This is a genomic window from Streptomyces sp. NPDC127595 (assembly GCF_042671685.1).
Taxonomy (GTDB): Bacteria; Actinomycetota; Actinomycetes; order Streptomycetales; family Streptomycetaceae; genus Streptomyces.
Map to the genome: position 1 here is coordinate 524,882 of NZ_JBHXWK010000005.1, position 17,867 is coordinate 542,748.

The following is a 17,867-nucleotide window of genomic DNA, read 5'->3' on the forward strand; positions in this document are numbered from 1 at the left end:
TCGCCCCACTGATGACGCATCATGGTTTGATCGCACCGGAGCCTCGGGCTCCCATCGCCCGAGGGGAAACGCACCGCATGACCCAGCAACGTGGTTATGCCCTGCTGGCCGGAATCGTCGCCGTGGTGCTGGTCATGTCCGCCGCCATATTCCTCGGCGTGGGCGCCGACGACGGCGGCGAGCAGAACAACCTCGCCGGCGCCCGTGCCCCGCGGGGCACCGCAGCTCCCGCGTCCACCGGTACCTGGGTCGGCGCCTGGTCGGCCTCCCCCGGCGGAGGCGAGCCGGGCACCGCGGCCAACGGCATGGCCGACCGGTCGGTCCGCAACATCATCCACACGAGCGCGGGCGGCACACGTGCCCGGATCACGCTCTCCAACCTCTACGGTCGACAGGATCTCTCCGTCACGCACGCCACGATCGCCGTGGCGGAGACCGCGAACAGCGCCACCGCCGAACCGGACACCATGACCCGCCTCACCTTCGGCGGCAACACCTCGGTGGTCATCCCCCCGGGGCAGGAGGTGCTCAGCGACGCGGTGAGGGTGCTGATCCCGAGCGACTCGGACGTACTCGTCACCACGTTCTCGCCGACGCGGTCGGGCCCGGTCACCTTCCACCCGCACGCGCGCCAGATCTCCTACGCCGCCAAGGGCGACCTCGCGAGCGAGGTGAGCGGAGACGCGTACACCGAGGAGACGCGGTACTGGCGCTATCTGACCGCCGTCGACGTCCTCAGCGACGAGTCCGTGGGCACCGTCGTCACGTTCGGCGACTCCCTCACCGACGGCGGCACCGCCACCGTGGGTGCCAACCACCGCTATCCCGACTACCTTTCGGACCGGCTCCGCGCCGCCGCCGGCACCGACGGAGCACCCCGCTACAGCGTCGTCAACCAGGGCATGGGCGGAAACCAGCTCCTCGCCTCCCGGCCCGGCAGCCCGGCCGAGAGCCTGAGCGGCCTGTCCCGCTTCAGCCGCGATGTCCTCGGCCGTCCGAACGTCAAGGCCGTCGTCATCGACCTCGGCATCAACGACCTCCTGCGCAACCCGAACGAGGTCAACTACAAGACGATCACCGACGGACTGCGCACGCTGGTCAAGCAGGCGCACGCTCACCGGATCGTCGTCATCGGGGCGACACTGACGCCGTTCTACGGCTCCGGTGGCTACTCCGACCAGCGTGAGGCCGTACGTCAGGCCATCAACGCGGAGATCCGGTCGGGAGAGGTCTTCGACGCGGTGGTCGACTTCGACGAGGCGCTCCAGGATCCGTACGACCCGCGCAGGCTCCGCCCCGACTACGACTCCGGCGATCATCTCCACCCCAGTGACAGGGGGAACGAGCGGATGGCGGAGGTCTTCGACCTGGGAGCGCTGTCGCAGTCGGTGACGGCCACGATGTAGGAGCCGGCCACGATGCGGGGGCCGGCGGCCGCCTATCGCGCGCGCCGGTTACACAAGTCGGTCACACGAGCCGGCCGCACGAGCCCGTCACACGAAGCGGCGGGGCACCCGAGAGGTCGAGAGGTCACACCTCGGGTGCCCCGAAGCCGAAGGCCCAGGCCGAAGGCCGGAAGCCGAAGGCCCAGGCCGAAGGCCGGAAGCCGAAGACCCAAGCCGAAGCCGAAGACCAATGCCGAAAGTCCCAGCCGTAGGCCGGAACCGAAGCCCAAAGCCCGGAGCCGAAGCCGGAGCCGGACCTCAATGCCCCCCCGTGCCGCCGCCGATGGCGCTCATCCCGCCGCGCCTGGTGCCGTTCCCGCCGCTCCTCGTGCCGCTCCCGGCGCTCCTCGTGCCGTTCGCGGACCAGGTCGCGGGCCTCGTCCAGCGCGTCGAACGCGTCACCGAGACCATCGCGGTCGCCGCGGTCGCCGCGTGAACCCTGCAGCTCCTTGCGGGCCTCGCGCCGCTCCAGCTTCTCCTGGCGGCGCTCCTCCTTCAGGCGCAGACGCTCGGCGCGGGTCAGCTTCCGCTCCACGCCCACGCCGCCCCAGAAGGCGAAGCCCGTGACGACCACGCGCGGGGCGCCGGGCTCGCCCGGGACACCCTCCTCACGGTGGTCGAAGCCGCCCATGATGCCGATGCCGCGCACGACGACCTCGACACCGGGCGGTACGACGACGTTCATACCGCCCATGATCGCGACGCAGTTGACGACCACCTCGCGGTCCGCGAAGTACGCCTCGCGCAGGTCGATCTCACCGCCGCCCCAGAACACGAAGGAGTTGAACCGCTTGGGCATCGTCCAGCGCCCCTTGCGCTGGAAGCCCGCCATGATCGCGACACCCCACGAGGACGAACCCTCGCCGCCGACGATCCGGTCCGCCCAGGCCCCGGTTCCGCCCTCGGCGGGCCCCTTGACCATGTTCACCACGGGCGGTGTCACACCCGGGTCCGGCAGATCACGGGTGATCGGCGCCAACTCCCCGTACGTACGCGCCTTGTACGTCGCCTCCAGCCGTTCCTCGAACTCCTCCATGTCGAGGCGGCCCTCCGCGAGGGCGTCCCTCAGCACGTCGGTGACTCTCTCCCGGTCGGCGTCCGAAGCCCGGAGTTCGGGGCCGGGGAGTCCGGGTCCGGGTCCAGGGAGTTCAGGACCGGGAAGTCCGGGGTCCCGCGGCGCCGGCCGCCCGTCGTCGCGTCCCTCGGAAGGCACAGGCTCGCTCATGGAACGAAGCCTACGAGACCGCCTTCTCCGCGTACATGCGGCTGATGACCGCCTCGATGTCCGGCTCCCGCACCGAGAGGTCCACCAGCGGGTACTCCGCCGCGATCCGCGCCACGAGCGGAGCCGCCGACTGGGCCGCGGGGAACGCGAGCCACTGCCGAGGCCCCTCCACCTTCACCACCCGCGCCAGCCCGACCTCGATCGGCGGAAGCTCCCGCTCCAGGTCCACCACCAGCGTCCGCTCGCTCTCCCCCACCTCGTGCAGCCCCGACAGTGCGCCGTCGTACATCAGCCGCCCGTGGTCGATGACCATCACCCGCTTGCACAACTGCTCGATGTCGGTGAGGTCATGAGTGGTGAGCAGGACCGTCGTACCGCGCTCGGCGTTGAGATCGCGCAGGAACTCACGCACCCGCGCCTTGCTGATCACGTCGAGCCCGATCGTCGGCTCGTCGAGATACAGCACCTCCGGATCGTGCAGCAGAGCCGCCGCGATGTCACCGCGCATCCGCTGCCCCAGGGAGAGTTGCCGGACCGGCACGTCCAACAGGGCCCCCAGCTCCAGGAGTTCGACACACCGGTCGAGGTTCTCGCGGTAACGGGCGTCCGGGATCCGGTACATGCGGTGCATCAGCCGGTACGAGTCGATCAGCGGGAGGTCCCACCACAGCGTCGTACGCTGCCCGAAGACGACGCCGATGCGCTGCGCGAGCCGGGTCCGCTCGCGCGACGGGTCGATGCCCGCGACCCGCAGCCGGCCGCCGCTCGGGGTGAGGATGCCGGTCAGCATCTTGATGGTGGTCGACTTTCCGGCACCGTTCGGACCGATGTAACCGACCATCTGCCCGCGCGGCACCGTGAAGGAGATCGAGTCGACCGCCCGCACCTGCCGCCGCTCACTGCGCAGGAACCCCGTCTTCTTGCGCACGTCGAAGACCTTCTCGACCCCGTCGAGCTCGATGAAGTCACTGTCCACGTCCACGTCGGCTAACTCCCCGTGCTCCGGTACGAACGAAGTCCCGCCCGCCAGGCAAGGCCCGCCAGCGCACAGCAGACCGCGGCCACCAGCGGTGGGGCGAAGGCGACCCACGTCGGCAGGTCGAGCGGATAGGGCCGCCCCAGCACATACAGCGCGGGCAGCCAGTTGACGAAGGCCAGCGGGAAGACGAAGGTCACCCCGCGCACCAGGTCCTTGGCGAAGACGGTCGGCGGGTACTGCAGGAGCGTACTGCCGCCGTACGTAAAGGAGTTCTGCACCTCGGACGCGTCCTGCGCCACGAACTGGAACGCCGCGCCCGCCACGAACACGGCCCCGAAGATCGCGCCGCCGCTCAGCAGCGTCAGCGGGATCAGCAGCACCTTGAGCGGCGTCCAGGAGATGTCGAGCGCGACGAGGGCGAACCCGAGGACCAGCAGCCCCTGGGTGACCCGGCCGATGCGGCGCACCGCGAAACGGTCGGCGGCGACCTGCGCGAGGACGGGCACGGGCCGCACCAGGAGCGTGTCAAACGTGCCGTCGCGCACCCGCCGCCCCAGCCGGTCCATCGTGCCGAACCCCAGGTCCGCGAGCCCGAAGGCGGTGCCCCCGAGGCCGTACAGCAGCGCGACCTCGGCAAGCGAGTAGCCGCCGAGCCGGTCGACCTGCGAGAACATCAGCAGGATCGTCACGAAGTCCAGGCCGGTCATCACGAAGTTCCCGAAAAGGGTCATCGCGAAGGAGGCGCGGTAGGCCATCGTGGAGCGGATCCACATGGCGGCGATCATGCGGTAGGCGCGCAACCCGTCGCGCACCCGGGCGTACGCCCCCAGCCTGGGCGTGGGCCACCGGGTGTCCGCCGCCCGCTCCTCGACCTGGCTAGCCACCCTGCACCACCACCCTCCGCGTCGCCGCCGACTGCACGAGCCGCCCGGCCGCGAGCAGCGCGGCGGCCCAGGCGATCTGGAAGGCGTACGTACCCAGCGGATCGGCCGTGCCAAGGAGCACGTCCGCGGGCGCCTGGATCAGGGACGACCAGGGCAGCGCGCGTACGACCTCGCCGAGCACGCCCGGGAAGACGTTCAGCGGCAGCACCATCCCCGAGCAGAAGATCGCCAGGATCCAGGCCATCTGCGCCACGCCCGCCCCGTCCATGAGCCAGAACGCCGACAGCGCCACCAGATAGCGGATCGAGAAGCTGACCAGCACCCCGAGGGCGACCGCGACCATGAACGCGATCCACGTCAACAAGTCGGTCGGCAGCGCGAGTTCGAAGACCAGCGCGCCGAACGCCAGCGGGACCGCACCGCGCGCCAGCAGTTGGAACAGCGCCCGGCCCATGTCCTGTGCCAGCCACCACAGTTGCAGGTCGACGGGCCGGTACAGGTCGATCGCGATGTCCCCCGTACGGATGCGCTCGATGAGCTCGTCCTCGAAACCGCCGCCCATCACCGACACCACCGTGAGCAGCCCCTGCCCGACCCACACATAGGTCAGCGCCTGCGCCTGGTCGTACCCGCCGAGGTGCGGCTTCTCGTCCCACAGCGCGATGAAGGTGTACGCCAGGATCAGCCCGAAGACGGTGTTGGTGAACAGGCCCGCCGCGGTGGCCACCCGATAGGTGGCGTACCGACGGAAACCGCCGACCGCGACGGCGACGTACAACCGCCCAGTGCCCACAAAAAGGCCCTCCCTCAGCGCGTCAAGGCCGAAGCGCACGACCCTAGCCGCCGGGTGACACGCCCCGCCAGGCATTTTCCTGGCCCGACGCGTGCCGAGGTGAGGGAACGGAACGCATGGTGCGACAGTCTTCAAGAGGGGGCGCATCAGGCGTACGAGGGCGTACGGCAACGTACGACGCGAAACGGGAGTCCGGCGAACAGATGAGCGACGAGCCGCAGCCGCAACCGCAGCAGAACAGCCAGGGCTGGGCGCCGAGGGAGCCGGCACCGGGACCGGACCGAGGACAGGGACCCGGTCAGGGACAGGGGTCCGGCCAGAGTCAGGGTCCGGGATTCGGTCCCGTACCGCAGCCGGTCCCCGGCGGGAAGAAGCAGAAGCGCAAGCGCACCGGCTGGCGGCGGATCATCCCGACCTGGCGCATGCTGCTCGGCACCTTCCTCACCGTCCTCCTGCTCCTGATCGGCCTCTTCGCGCTCGGCTACTACCTCGTCAAGATCCCGCCCGCGAACGCCGCCGCGACCAAGCAGAGCAACGTCTACCTCTACGCCGACGGCAGCCAGCTCGCCCGCGACGGCGAGGTCAACCGCGAGAACGTGACCCTCGCGCAGATCTCCAAGGACGCCCAGCGCGCGGTGCTCGCCGCCGAGGACCGGGACTTCTACTCCGAGTCGGCCGTCGACCCCAAGGCGATGATCCGCGCCGCCTGGAACACGGTCACCGGCAAGGGCAAGCAGTCCGGCTCGACGATCACCCAGCAGTATGTGAAGAACTACTACCTGGGCCAGGAGCAGACGGTCACCCGGAAGGTGAAGGAGTTCTTCATCTCCATCAAGCTCGACCGCGAGAAGAGCAAGGACGACATCCTCGAGGGCTACCTCAACACCAGCTACTTCGGCCGCAACGCGTACGGCATCCAGGCCGCCGCCCAGGCGTACTACGGCGTCGACGCCATCGACCTGACGGTGGGTCAAGGTGCTTACCTGGCCGCGCTGTTGAACGCGCCGAGCGAGTACGACGTGATCGCGCACCCGGAGAACAAGTCCGCGGCCGTGGCCCGCTGGAACTACGTACTCGACGGCATGGTCAAGAAGGACTGGCTGACCGCCTCGGACCGCGCGGCCGTCAAGTTCCCGGCGCCGAAGGAGGCCAAGGGCTCAGCGGGCATGTCGGGCCAGCGCGGCTACCTCGTGCAGGCCGTCCGGGACTACCTCATCACCAACAAGATCATCGACGAGGACACCCTCTCCACCGGCGGCTACCGCATCACCACCACCATCCAGAAACCCAAGCAGGACGCCTTCGTCGAGGCCGTCAACGACCAGGTGACGGCCAAGCTCGACAAGGAGAACCGCAAGGTCGACACCTACGTCCGCGCGGGCGGCGTCGCCATCGACCCCTCCAGCAGCAAGGTCGTCGCGATGTACGGCGGCATCGACTACACCCAGCAGTACGTCAACAACGCCACCCGCCGCGACTACCAGGTCGGCTCCACCTTCAAGCCCTTCGTCTTCACCTCGGCCGTCCAGAACGACTCCCAGACCCAGGACGGCCGGACCATCACCCCGAACACGCTCTACGACGGCACCGACCGGCGCCCGGTGGAGGGCTGGAACGGCGGCACGTACGCACCCGAGAACGAGGACGGCGTCTCGTACGGCGACATCACCGTCCGCACCGCCACCGACAAGTCGGTCAACGCCGTGTACGCGCAGATGGCGGTCGACGTCGGCCCCGCCAAGGTCAAGCAGACCGCGATCGACCTCGGGCTCCCCGCCAACACCCCCGACCTGACCGCCACCCCGTCCATCGCGCTCGGCCCGGCCACCGCCAGCGTCCTCGACATGACCGAGGCGTACGCCACCCTCGCCAACCACGGCAAGCACGGCACGTACACCCTGGTCGACAAGATCACCAAGGACGGCGCGCAGGACGTACAGCTGCCGGAGCAGGACACCCAGCAGGTGGTGCCCCGCGAGGCCGCCGACACGACCACCTCCATGCTCCAGAGCGTCGTCGACGGCGGCACCGGCACCGCGGCCCAGGGCGCGGACCGGCCCGCCGCCGGCAAGACCGGCACCGCCGAGGAGGACCAGGCCGCCTGGTTCGCCGGCTACACCCCCGACCTCGCCACCGTCGTCGCCGTCATGGGCCAGGACCCCGACACCGGCGCCCACAAGTCCCTGTACGGTGCCCTCGGCCAGGCCCGCATCAACGGCGGCGGACCCCCGGCACAGATCTGGGCCCAGTTCACCAAGGCCGCCCTCGACGGCACCGAGGCGACCGACTTCGACCTCGAACTCCAGCCGGGCGCCGAGGAACCCCCGCCCGTGACCGACGAGCCCTCCACCGAGCCCCCCGCCATCGGCGGCCAGGACAACGGCGGCACGACGACCGGCGGCACGCAGCCCCCGTCCCAGACCCCGGGCCAGACGAACGGCCAGACCCAGGGCCAGACGGACGGCGGCACCACCACGACAACAGGCGGCACCACCACGGACGGCGGCACAACCACCGACGGCGGCACAACCACCACCGGCACCACCGACGGCGGCACGACCACCGACGGCACCACCACGGACGGCGGCACCACCGCCGACGGAGGAACAACGGACGGCGGGACGGACACCGGCGGGACGGACGCAGGGGCGATCGCGGGGGCGGGACCCCTGAACCGGCCCGCATCGCGAAAACCGTAGAGGGACCGCCGAACAACAGGAACAACGAAGGGGCTGGTGACCATGGCCACCAGCCCCTTCCGAAGCCCCTTCTGGGCTACGAATCACAGATACAAGCCGGTCGAGTCCTCGGAGCCCTCGAAACGGTCCGCCGCCACGGCATGCAGATCCCGTTCACGCATCAGCACATACGCCGTCCCGCGCACCTCGACCTCGGCGCGGTCCTCGGGGTCATAGAGAACCCGGTCACCCGGCTCCACCGTCCGTACGTTCTGCCCGACCGCGACCACATCCGCCCACGCCAGGCGCCGGCCGACGGCCGCCGTCGCGGGGATCAGGATGCCGCCGCCGGAACGCCGCTCGCCCTCGGCGGCGTCCTGCCGCACCAGCACACGGTCGTGCAGCATGCGGATGGGCAACTTGTCGTCAGGGTGGGTGCTCTGCTTGTCCCGGTTGGCGCTCACTCCCCGAACCTACCTGCCCTCGACCGGTCCGTACGCCGCCGGGTCAGCGCTTGCGCCGACGCGAGCCGACGGCGAGCAGCCCGACGATCCCGACCACGACGAGGGCCACCGGCACGATGCGTTCGAGCCGCGGCGCGCCCTCATCGGTGACGAACTGCCCCTTCACATCACTCACGACCCGGTTGACGCCGACGTACGCGCGCCCCAGCGTGTGATCGATATTGGAGACGACCTTGGCCTTGGCGTCCCCGACGATGGTCTTCGGGTGCACGCGCACCCCGATCTCGTCGAGCGTCTCGGCGAGGGTTCCGCGGCGGCGCTCGATGTCCGCCTCGATCTGCGCCGGAGTCCTGGTATCCGACGTGTCCGACGTGTCCGGCACCGCGCTGCCTCCCGTAATGGTGTTCTGGCCCTTTGCTCCCGACAGTCTGTCAGCTCCGGCGGCGACGCACCCCTCGGCACCCCCATTACGCTCGTTCCGTAGTCCGTAACCCATATCCACCCATCCCCCGGCCACGTGAGGTACCGATGAGCGAGCGACTCCAGCCCGGCGACACCGCCCCCGCCTTCACCCTGCCCGACGCCGACGGCAACGAGGTCTCCCTCGCCGACCACAAGGGCCGCAAGGTCATCGTCTACTTCTACCCGGCCGCCCTGACCCCCGGCTGCACGAAGCAGGCCTGCGACTTCACCGACAACCTCGACGTCCTTGCCACCGCCGGCTACGACGTCATCGGAGTCTCCCCCGACAAGCCCGAAAAGCTCGCCAAGTTCCGCGAGAAGGAGAACCTGAAGGTCACCCTTGTCGGCGACCCGTCCACCAAGGTCATCGAGGCCTACGGCGCCTACGGCGAGAAGAAGAACTACGGCAAGACATACGTCGGCGTCATCCGCTCCACCCTCGTCGTCGACGAGGAAGGCAAGATCGAACACGCCTTCTACAACGTCAAGGCCACGGGCCACGTCGCGAAGATCATCAAGGACCTGGGGATCTGAGGCCGCCACTCCGCCAGGAACGGCCCGCACCGGCCCGATCCGGTACGGGCCGTTTCACGTTCCGGGCGTGACTGTCCGATAAACGGTTCGTTACTCCGTACGAGGTCACGAACGTGTGGCCGGTACAGGAGGGGTACATGCGCGTGTGGAGCACACCGGAACCGGCAACGAAGACCAACTCTGGTGACGGCGCGGCGCCACCAGAGCCATATAGCAAGGAACAGCTCGGACCGGTCGTCGCCGAGGCCCGCAACTGGACCGATCTGATGCGGCGGCTCGGCCTCAAGACAAGTGGGGGCCAACGGCGTGTGTTGCAGGAGAAAGTAACGGGCCATGGACTCGACACGAGCCACTTCGTCAAGCGGAGCCCGTGGCGCAAGTACCCGGACGCCGCAATTGCCGAAGCTGCGGCCTCGTCGTCCTCGCTGCGCGAAGTGGCTCTGAAACTGGGAGCCACCCCGGCCACGGGAACGCTCTCTCACATCCGGCGCCGCATCAGCGCGGCGGGCATCGACATCAGCCACTTCCCGGGCATGGATCGCCCCGAGTTGGACCTACCGTTCACCCCGGAGGAGCTGCGGGCAGCCGCAGTTGCAGCGACCAGCATGCGCGGCGTAGCCCGCACACTGGGCGTTCCGGACGACAGTCGCTCGCGCGCGACGCTGAGCCGCATGCTGGCAACCCAACGCATCGACATCGGGCACTTCTCCCACCGGCGTACACAGATTGCCGAGGACGGGCTGCGCAGCCTTGTGCTGAGCTCCACCAGCTACGCCGACCTCATGCGTGGGCTCGGGATGGAAGTCAACGACACCAATCACCGACGTGTCCGGCGGGCCGTCTCGCGCCTCGATCTCGACACCAGCCACTTCAAGCGCCGAGCCTGGGGGCGGCCGGAGCGCCCAGCACCCGCATCGACCGCGCACCGGGTACTGGCCGTCCTACCAGATCAAGCCGGACGGACCAACAGAGCCCAGCTCCACCGAGCCATGACCGAGATCGGGGTGCCGTACGCATGCGTGGAGTGCGGAAACACCGGTGAATGGCGAGGCCGCCCGATCACCCTGCAAATCGACCATGTCAGCGGAGACTGGCGGGACAACCGCAGGGAGAACCTGCGATACCTGTGCCCCAACTGCCATTCGCTGACCGACACGTGGTGCCGACAGAAGGAAAGAACGGCGCTCGCCGGATAACCGCGCGGCACCGTACACTTGCAGCCGCCCGCTACTCTCAATGGCGGGCGGCTAGGCGGCCTTGGCGGAACGGTAGACGCCTCGCGTTTAGGGCGCGATGGGAGCAATCCCGTGAGGGTTCGAATCCCTCAGGCCGCACTTGCCTTCAAATGAAAGGTCCGGCTTGCGACTATGCAAGCCGGACCTTCGTTCTTGGTAGGCACTCCTCAGCCCAACAACTCCCGAACCACCGGCACCAACCCCCTGAACGCCTTCCCCCGGTGGCTGATCGCGTTCTTCTCCTCGGCCGAGAGCTCCGCGCACGTTCGCGTCTCCCCCTCCGGCTGGAGGATCGGGTCGTACCCGAACCCGTTCGTGCCGACGGGAGCGTGCCGCAGGGAGCCCCTCAGCTGCCCCTCGACCACACGCTCCGTGCCGTCCGGCAGGGCAAGCGCCGCCGCGCACGCGAAGTGGGCGCCCCGGTGTTCGTCGGCGATGTCGCCGAGCTGGGCGAGGAGCAGGTTCAGGTTCGCGGTGTCGTCGCCGTGGCGGCCGGACCAGCGGGCGGAGAAGATGCCGGGGGCGCCGCCCAGGACGTCGACGCAGAGGCCGGAGTCGTCGGCGACGGCGGGGAGGCCGGTGGCCTGGGCGAGGGCGTGGGCCTTGAGGAGGGCGTTCTCGGCGAAGGTGACGCCGGTTTCCTTGACGTCGGGGATGTCGGGGTAGGCGTCCGCGCCGACGAGGTCGTGGGTGAGACCTGCGTCGGCGAGGATCGCCTTCAGCTCGGTGATTTTTCCGGCGTTGCGGGTGGCGAGGATCAGGCGGGTCATGCCCCTCAGTATCCCCAAGCCGTCCCCGGGCCCCAGCCCAAGCCGTCTCCAGGCCCCATCCCCAGCATCCCCGAGCCATCCCCGGGCCCGGGCGTGATCCCAAGCCCCCGCCTGACGGTTACGGCGTGCAGACCTTCGTCAGTTCACCCGCCGCGTCCGTGACCGGGCTGATGTCGGGCGTCTCGTCGCCGTTCTGGATCGCCGTACGGACGTTGCCGACGGCCTCGTTGAGGTCGTCGACCGCTTTGTTGACGTCGGCGTTGTCGGTCTTGTCGCCGATCTCGTCGAGGTTCTGCTCGATGGAGTCGAGGGACTCGGCGGTCTGCGTCGGGTCGTTCGCCGCGTTCTCGACGGCCTGCTGGAGGTCGGTGACGCTGTCGGCGATGGCGTCGGCGGTCTGGACGCAGTCCAGGGCCTTGTTGACGGCGTCGCAGCCGACTGCCGCCGGTAGGGCGACGAGTGCGGCGATGACGGCGAATGCGGCGGTGCGTCGGCGTTGGCGCGCGGCCATGGAACGGTCCCTCCCCGTGGGCAAGATGTGATCGACCCCATTGGTGTGGTCGACCCATTGGTGTGGTCGACCCATCGGTGTGATCGACCCTCTGGTGCGGTCGGCCCGGGCCCCGTGCCGGGGCCGGGCTGGGGCGCACGGCTGGACCGTACGCCCGTACCCCTTAGAACGCGAAGGGTTAACTGGTGGTTGCCTCAAGTGCCGCGCGTTGTACGGCGGCCAGCTCGTCGCAGCCGGCGACGGCGAGGTCGAGCAGGGCGTTGAGTTCCTTGCGGTCGAAGGGCTCGGCCTCGGCGGTGCCCTGGACCTCGACGAAGCGGCCGTCGCCGGTGCAGACGACGTTCATGTCGGTGTCGGCCCGCACGTCCTCTTCGTAGCAGAGGTCGAGGAGCGGGATGCCGCCGACGATGCCGACGGAGACGGCGGACACGGTGCCGGTGAGGGGCTGGCGGCCGGCCTTGACGAGCTTCTTGCCCTGGGCCCAGGTGACGGCGTCGGCGAGGGCGACGTATGCGCCGGTGATGGCGGCGGTGCGGGTGCCGCCGTCGGCCTGGAGGACGTCGCAGTCGAGGACGATGGTGTTCTCGCCGAGCGCCTTGTAGTCGATGACGGCGCGCAGGGAGCGGCCGATGAGGCGGGAGATCTCGTGGGTGCGGCCGCCGATCTTGCCGCGGACGGATTCGCGGTCGCCGCGGGTGTTGGTGGCGCGCGGGAGCATGGAGTACTCGGCGGTGACCCAGCCTTCTCCGCTGCCCTTGCGCCAGCGCGGGACGCCTTCGGTGACGGAGGCGGTGCAGAAGACTTTTGTGTCGCCGAAGGAGACGAGGACGGAGCCCTCGGCGTGCTTGCTCCAGCCACGCTGGATGGTGATGGGGCGCAGCTGTTCGGGGGTGCGGCCGTCGATTCGAGACATGGCGTTGAGCCTAGCCGTATACGGGTGAGGGGCTGCCGCCGGTTGGGGAAGCAGCCCCTCAGGGGTGAGCCGTCGTTCTAGAAAACGTGGTTCTGGAAAACGTGGTTCTGGAAAACGTGGTTCTGGAAAACGTGGTTCACATCATGTCTTCGATGTCCGCCGCGATCGGGTCGGCGTCGGTGCCGATGACGACCTGGATGGCGGTGCCCATCTTGACGACGCCGTGGGCGCCGGCGGCCTTCAGGGCGGCTTCGTCGACCTTGCTCGGGTCGATGACCTCGGTGCGGAGGCGGGTGATGCAGCCTTCGACCTCTTCGATGTTCTCGATGCCGCCGAGCCCGGCGACGATCTTCTCAGCCTTGGTGGCCATGTCCTACTCCCTGATCCGAACCGCTTTGTCGCAGTAACCCACAGTTGGCCCATCTTCGCGAGCGGCCATGTCGTGGGTGCCGAATCATGGCGTTCACGACAGCGCGACCGTTCATGGACTGGTCTACACCAGTCGAGGAACGGGCGCCAAGCCCGGTTCCGCCCGGAGGACGCCCATGAGTGCCAGCAGTGCCGCCGCACCCGCGCGCACGCCCTGGAGCAACCTGTTCCAGAGTCTGCAGAAGATGGGCCGGAGTCTTCAGCTTCCCATCGCCGTTCTGCCGGCGGCGGGCATTCTCAACCGGCTTGGCCAGCCGGACGTGTTCGGTGATGACGGTCTCGGCTGGACGAACGTCTCGAAGGTGATGGCGGGCGCGGGTGGTGCGCTGCTGGACGGTTCGCTGGGGCTGCCGTTGTTGTTCTGTGTGGGTGTGGCCATCGGGATGGCGAAGAAGTCGGACGGGTCGACGGCGCTGGCGGCGGTGGCGGGGTTCCTCGTCTACTACAACGTGCTGCGGCAGTTCCCGGTGGACTGTGCGAGCGGGGCGACGAAGATCCCCGCGGGGTGTCAGGCGTCGGACGGTACGGTGGCGGCCTTCTCGTATCAGAATCCCGGGGTTTTCGGCGGCATCGTCATCGGGCTGCTGGCCGCGTACTTCTGGCAGCGTTTTCACCGTACGAAGCTCGTGGACTGGCTGGGCTTCTTCAATGGGCGCCGGCTGGTGCCGATCATCATGTCGTTCGTGGCGATCGGGTTCGCCGCGTTGTGTCTGTGGGTGTGGCCGCCGATCGGTGACGGTCTGGAGAACTTCAGCGACTGGCTTGTCGGGCTGGGCGCCTGGGGTGCGGGGCTGTTCGGTATCGCCAACCGTGCGCTGCTGGTGATCGGTCTGCACCAGTTCCTGAACGTGCCCATCTGGTTCCAGTTCGGCACGTACACGAAGCCGGACGGGACGGTGGTGCACGGTGACATCAACATGTTCCTGGCGGGTGACCCGAACGCGGGGCAGTTCACTTCGGGCTTCTTCCCCATCATGATGTTCGCGCTGCCGGCCGCCTGTCTGGCGATGACGCACTGTGCAAAGCCCCATCGCCGCAAGGAGGTTGGCGGTCTGATGCTGTCGATCGCGCTGACCTCGTTCGTCACGGGCATCACCGAACCGATCGAGTATTCCTTCGTGTTCATCGCGCCGCTGCTGTACGCGGTGCACGCGTTGCTCACCGGTGTCTCGATGGCGGTGACTTGGGGGCTCGGCGTACACGACGGCTTCAGTTTCTCCGCGGGTCTGATCGACTACGTCATCAACTGGAATCTGGCGACCAGGCCTTGGGCGATCATTCCGATCGGGCTGTGCTTCGCCGTCGTGTACTACGTGATCTTCCGTTTCGCGATCACCAAGTTCGATCTGAAGACTCCGGGGCGGGAGCCGGACGAGGATCGGGAGGACACCACCAAAGCATGATCCTTTACCACACCCGCGCGTAGACGTTCCCCGCTCAAGGGCCCCTGGACCTCCTGGTCCAGGGGCCTTTCGCCATGAATAGGAACGCTTTCAGCCACTTCATCCACTATGGCCCAGGCCACAAAATTGGCGGGTTCCTTATCCCACCTTCACCGTGCTAAAACAGGTCTACACCAGTTAGTGGTGTAGACCACGTGGTAGCTGCCTACCTCCCGCTTCACCCCCGTTTCCCCCTTCCCGTCCCCCGGGCAGCTCCGGTACATGGAGGAACTATGAGCACCGCCACCACAACGGCGGCACCCGCGAAGAAGCGGGGATCCGGTCTTTTCCAGGGCCTGCAGAAAGTCGGCCGCAGTCTCCAGCTTCCCATCGCCGTGCTGCCGGCGGCGGGCATCCTGCTGCGGTTCGGACAGCCGGACATCCACGACAAGTTCAACTTCCCCGACAAGTTGACGGCGGTCTTCGCCACCGCCGGTGGCGCGATCTTCGACAACCTGCCGCTGCTCTTCTGTATAGGCGTGGCGATCGGCTTCGCCAAGAAGTCGGACGGCTCCACCGCTCTCGCCGCCCTCGTCGGCTTCCTTGTCTACAGCAATGTGCTCAAGGCCTTCCCGGTCACCGAGGCCAAGGTCCAGGCGGGCGCCGACGTAGCCGCGACGTACAACAACCCCGGTGTCCTCGGCGGCATCATCATGGGTCTGCTGTCGGCAGTGCTGTGGCAGAAGTTCCACCGCACCAAGCTGGTCGACTGGCTCGGCTTCTTCAACGGCCGCCGTCTCGTCCCGATCATCATGGCCTTCGTCGGCACCGCGACGGGTGTCCTCTTCGGTCTGGTCTGGGAGCCGATCGGCGAGGTCATCTCCAACTTCGGCGAGTGGATGACCGGCCTGGGCTCGCTGGGTGCGGGTCTGTTCGGTCTGATCAACCGCGCGCTGATCCCGGTCGGCATGCACCAGTTCGTGAACACGGTCTCGTGGTTCCAGCTCGGCGACTACACCAACCCCGCCACCGGTGCCGTCGTCCACGGCGACCTCAACCGCTTCTTCGCGGGTGACCCGACCGCCGGCCAGTTCATGTCCGGCTTCTTCCCGATCATGATGTTCGGCCTGCCGGCCGCCGCGCTGGCGATCGCGCACACCGCCCGCCCGGAGCGCCGCAAGGCCGTCCTCGGCATGATGATCTCGCTCGCCCTGACCTCGTTCGTCACCGGCATCACCGAGCCGATCGAGTTCTCCTTCATGTTCATCGCGCCCGTGCTGTACGGGATCCACGCGGTGCTCACCGCCCTCTCGATGGCGGTCACCTGGGGGCTCGGCGTCCACGACGGCTTCACCTTCTCCGCCGGCTTCATCGACTACGCCCTGAACTGGAACCTGGCCACCAAGCCCTGGCTGATCATCCCCATCGGCCTGGTCTTCGGCGCCATCTACTACGTCGTCTTCCGCTTCGCGATCGTCAAGTGGAACCTCCCCACCCCGGGCCGCGAGCCCGAGGAGGAGGTCGAGGACCTCACCAAGGTGTGAGCCTCGTAGGTACGGCATGAGGAGGGCCCCGGAACCGTTCGGTTCCGGGGCCCTCCCTGTTACCTGCTCTAGATCTCGTACGACATCCTGGGCGCCGCCAGCTCCACCGGCCCGCTGTACACCGCACGCGCGTCCGCCAGGTTGATCTGGGGGTCCGTCCACGGCGGGATGTGGGTGAGGACGAGCTTGCGGGCGCCGGCGCGGGTGGCGGTCTCGCCTGCCTCGCGGCCGTTGAGGTGGAGGTCGGGGATGTTCTCCTTGCCGTGTGTGAAGGCGGCCTCGCAGAGGAACAGGTCGCTGTCGCGGGCGAGTTCGTCGAGGGAGTCGCTCACGCCGGTGTCCCCGGAGTAGGTCAGGGCGCGTCCGCCGTGCTCCACGCGGATGCCGTACGCCTCCACGGGGTGGCGCACCCGGTCCGTGTGCAGGGTGAAGGGGCCGACCTCGAAGGTGCCCGGCTTGACCGTGTGGAAGTCGAACACCTCGCTCATCGAGGAGGCGGTGGGCGTGTCCGCGTAGGCGGTGGTGAGGCGGTGCTCCGTGCCCTCGGGGCCGTAGACGGGGATGGGGCCGGCGCGGCCGCCGTCGTGGCGGTAGTAGCGCGCGACGAAGTACGCGCACATGTCGATGCAGTGGTCGGCGTGCAGATGGCTGAGGAAGATCGCGTCGAGGTCGTAAAGACCGCAGTGGCGCTGCAGCTCGCCAAGGGCACCGTTGCCCATGTCGAGAAGCAGCCGGAAGCCGTCGGCCTCTACGAGGTAGCTCGAACAGGCCGATTCCGCGGACGGGAACGACCCCGAGCAGCCGACGACGGTGAGCTTCATAAGAGCTGGAACCTCCGCGCTGACAGGACGTGCAGAGAGCGGACGCGGTGAGCGGATCCTCAGCGCAGACACTCGGAGCAGATACGGGAAACGGGGGTCGTGCGGTCCGTCGAGCGTAAGGCGCAAAAGGGCCGGTCGCTCCTCCACCAGGGGCCGTTGTGGGCGAACTCACCTGTGTTGTCACCGGTTCGGATGGACCTCGGGCGGAGCCGCCTCGCCCGTGCAGGGGGCGGCCGACGGTACCCACCGGTACCTTCGTTGCTATGGACACGTCCTGGTGGCTCGCGCTGGCGGCCGTGGTGCTGCTCGCGCTGGTCGCGGCGCTCGTGGACGGCTGGGGGCGGGGGCGCCGGCCGTCCCGTCGTACCCGGCCGCCCGGGCGGCCGGGCGGGCCCCGGCGGGGGCGGGTGCCGCGGCCTCGGGCGGCGGAGATCTGGTGGGCGAACGTTCCCTACGAGGACGGGCCGGGGGCCAAGGACCGGCCGTGTCTCGTGCTGGGGGTGCGGGGTGAGGTGGTCACCGTCGCGAAGATCACCAGCAAGTACCACGACGAGCGGGCCGGGGTGATTCCGCTGCCACCCGGTGCGGTGGGTGACGCCCGGGGGCGGGCGAGCTTCCTCGAGACGGATGAGCTGCGGGAGGTCTCGGTGTGGGACTTCCGGCGGCGGGTGGGGGTGGTGGACCCGGTGCTGTGGGACCAGGTGAGATACCTGGCGGGCTGAGGTGGGGAGGATTTCGCCCCCTCCGTCCCTGCCCGTCCCTTGTTTCTGGGGGCTATGCCCCCAGACCCCCTGTCGC

The 17,867-nt window shown here is 68.6% G+C and carries 17 protein-coding genes, 1 tRNA gene and 1 pseudogene; 8 read left to right on the plus strand and 11 right to left on the minus strand.

Annotated features, from left to right (window positions below; translation table 11 throughout):
- The first annotated feature begins 77 nt into the window (after positions 1–77).
- Positions 78–1,406, plus strand: coding sequence for an SGNH/GDSL hydrolase family protein (locus ACFVKT_RS19345; protein WP_385732973.1), 1,329 nt, complete (start codon positions 78–80; stop codon positions 1,404–1,406).
- A 319-nt stretch (positions 1,407–1,725) separates the two neighbouring features.
- Here the strand turns inward: ACFVKT_RS19345 and ACFVKT_RS19350 are convergent.
- The 4 genes and pseudogenes from ACFVKT_RS19350 to ACFVKT_RS19365 form a co-directional block, all read right to left on the minus strand.
- Positions 1,726–2,670: pseudogene (locus ACFVKT_RS19350) on the minus strand (DUF1707 domain-containing protein); the annotation flags it as partial.
- A 10-nt stretch (positions 2,671–2,680) separates the two neighbouring features.
- Positions 2,681–3,652 carry an ATP-binding cassette domain-containing protein gene (locus ACFVKT_RS19355; RefSeq protein WP_385732975.1) on the minus strand — a complete coding sequence of 324 codons (972 nt, stop codon included), beginning with the start codon at positions 3,650–3,652 and terminating at the stop codon, positions 2,681–2,683.
- Positions 3,653–3,657: 5 nt separating this feature from the next.
- Positions 3,658–4,479 carry an ABC transporter permease gene (locus tag ACFVKT_RS19360; RefSeq protein ID WP_385733196.1) on the minus strand — a complete coding sequence of 274 codons (822 nt, stop codon included), beginning with the start codon at positions 4,477–4,479 and terminating at the stop codon, positions 3,658–3,660.
- A gap of 46 nt (positions 4,480–4,525) precedes the next feature.
- A complete protein-coding gene (locus ACFVKT_RS19365) occupies positions 4,526–5,326 on the minus strand; it encodes an ABC transporter permease (protein ID WP_385732977.1) in 801 nt (266 codons plus the stop codon).
- 203 nt (positions 5,327–5,529) lie between these two features.
- Between ACFVKT_RS19365 and ACFVKT_RS19370 the strand changes: the two genes are divergently transcribed.
- Positions 5,530–8,025 carry a transglycosylase domain-containing protein gene (locus tag ACFVKT_RS19370; RefSeq protein WP_385732980.1) on the plus strand — a complete coding sequence of 832 codons (2,496 nt, stop codon included), beginning with the start codon at positions 5,530–5,532 and terminating at the stop codon, positions 8,023–8,025.
- An 83-nt stretch (positions 8,026–8,108) separates the two neighbouring features.
- Here the strand turns inward: ACFVKT_RS19370 and ACFVKT_RS19375 are convergent, their stop codons facing one another.
- Both ACFVKT_RS19375 and ACFVKT_RS19380 read right to left on the minus strand, forming a co-directional pair.
- Positions 8,109–8,411, minus strand: a complete 303-nt coding sequence (locus tag ACFVKT_RS19375; RefSeq protein ID WP_326790934.1) for a co-chaperone GroES — start codon at positions 8,409–8,411, stop codon at positions 8,109–8,111.
- A 100-nt stretch (positions 8,412–8,511) separates the two neighbouring features.
- Entirely contained in the window at positions 8,512–8,850 is a 339-nt protein-coding gene (locus tag ACFVKT_RS19380; protein ID WP_385732981.1) for a DUF3618 domain-containing protein, read from the minus strand.
- A gap of 146 nt (positions 8,851–8,996) precedes the next feature.
- Between ACFVKT_RS19380 and bcp the strand changes: the two genes are divergently transcribed.
- The 3 genes from bcp (at position 8,997) to ACFVKT_RS19395 (ending at position 10,798) form a co-directional block, all read left to right on the plus strand.
- On the plus strand, positions 8,997–9,464 hold the full coding sequence (gene bcp / locus ACFVKT_RS19385; protein ID WP_385732983.1) for a thioredoxin-dependent thiol peroxidase: 468 nt from the start codon (positions 8,997–8,999) through the stop codon (positions 9,462–9,464).
- Between the two features lie 137 nt (positions 9,465–9,601).
- Positions 9,602–10,660, plus strand: coding sequence for an HNH endonuclease (locus ACFVKT_RS19390; RefSeq protein WP_385732984.1), 1,059 nt, complete (start codon positions 9,602–9,604; stop codon positions 10,658–10,660).
- 55 nt (positions 10,661–10,715) lie between these two features.
- Positions 10,716–10,798: transfer RNA gene (locus tag ACFVKT_RS19395), tRNA-Leu, on the plus strand.
- A 68-nt stretch (positions 10,799–10,866) separates the two neighbouring features.
- On the opposite strand, the gene rdgB is transcribed toward ACFVKT_RS19395, so the two are convergent.
- From rdgB to ACFVKT_RS19415, 4 genes are all read right to left on the minus strand, one after another.
- Positions 10,867–11,469 (minus strand): RdgB/HAM1 family non-canonical purine NTP pyrophosphatase, encoded by a 603-nt coding sequence (gene rdgB, locus ACFVKT_RS19400; RefSeq protein ID WP_385732986.1) that lies wholly within the window; start codon positions 11,467–11,469, stop codon positions 10,867–10,869.
- Between the two features lie 118 nt (positions 11,470–11,587).
- Positions 11,588–11,980, minus strand: coding sequence for a hypothetical protein (locus ACFVKT_RS19405; RefSeq protein WP_385732988.1), 393 nt, complete (start codon positions 11,978–11,980; stop codon positions 11,588–11,590).
- A gap of 178 nt (positions 11,981–12,158) precedes the next feature.
- Positions 12,159–12,893, minus strand: coding sequence for a ribonuclease PH (rph, locus tag ACFVKT_RS19410; RefSeq protein ID WP_385732990.1), 735 nt, complete (start codon positions 12,891–12,893; stop codon positions 12,159–12,161).
- Between the two features lie 136 nt (positions 12,894–13,029).
- Positions 13,030–13,263 carry a glucose PTS transporter subunit EIIB gene (locus ACFVKT_RS19415; protein ID WP_112449866.1) on the minus strand — a complete coding sequence of 78 codons (234 nt, stop codon included), beginning with the start codon at positions 13,261–13,263 and terminating at the stop codon, positions 13,030–13,032.
- A gap of 175 nt (positions 13,264–13,438) precedes the next feature.
- On the opposite strand from ACFVKT_RS19415, the gene ACFVKT_RS19420 reads away from it, so the two are divergent.
- The gene (locus ACFVKT_RS19420; protein ID WP_385732992.1) at positions 13,439–14,725 is read left to right on the plus strand and encodes a PTS transporter subunit EIIC; all 1,287 of its coding nucleotides are present in this window, start codon (positions 13,439–13,441) and stop codon (positions 14,723–14,725) included.
- Between the two features lie 272 nt (positions 14,726–14,997).
- Positions 14,998–16,248: a PTS transporter subunit EIIC gene (locus tag ACFVKT_RS19425; RefSeq protein ID WP_385732994.1), complete on the plus strand. Its 1,251-nt coding sequence runs from the start codon at positions 14,998–15,000 to the stop codon at positions 16,246–16,248.
- Between the two features lie 68 nt (positions 16,249–16,316).
- Here ACFVKT_RS19425 and ACFVKT_RS19430 read toward each other — a convergent pair whose 3' ends face one another.
- Entirely contained in the window at positions 16,317–17,069 is a 753-nt protein-coding gene (locus tag ACFVKT_RS19430) for an MBL fold metallo-hydrolase (protein WP_385732997.1), read from the minus strand.
- A gap of 263 nt (positions 17,070–17,332) precedes the next feature.
- On the opposite strand from ACFVKT_RS19430, the gene ACFVKT_RS19435 reads away from it, so the two are divergent.
- Positions 17,333–17,791 (plus strand): type II toxin-antitoxin system PemK/MazF family toxin, encoded by a 459-nt coding sequence (locus tag ACFVKT_RS19435; RefSeq protein ID WP_385732999.1) that lies wholly within the window; start codon positions 17,333–17,335, stop codon positions 17,789–17,791.
- Positions 17,792–17,867 lie beyond the last annotated feature (76 nt).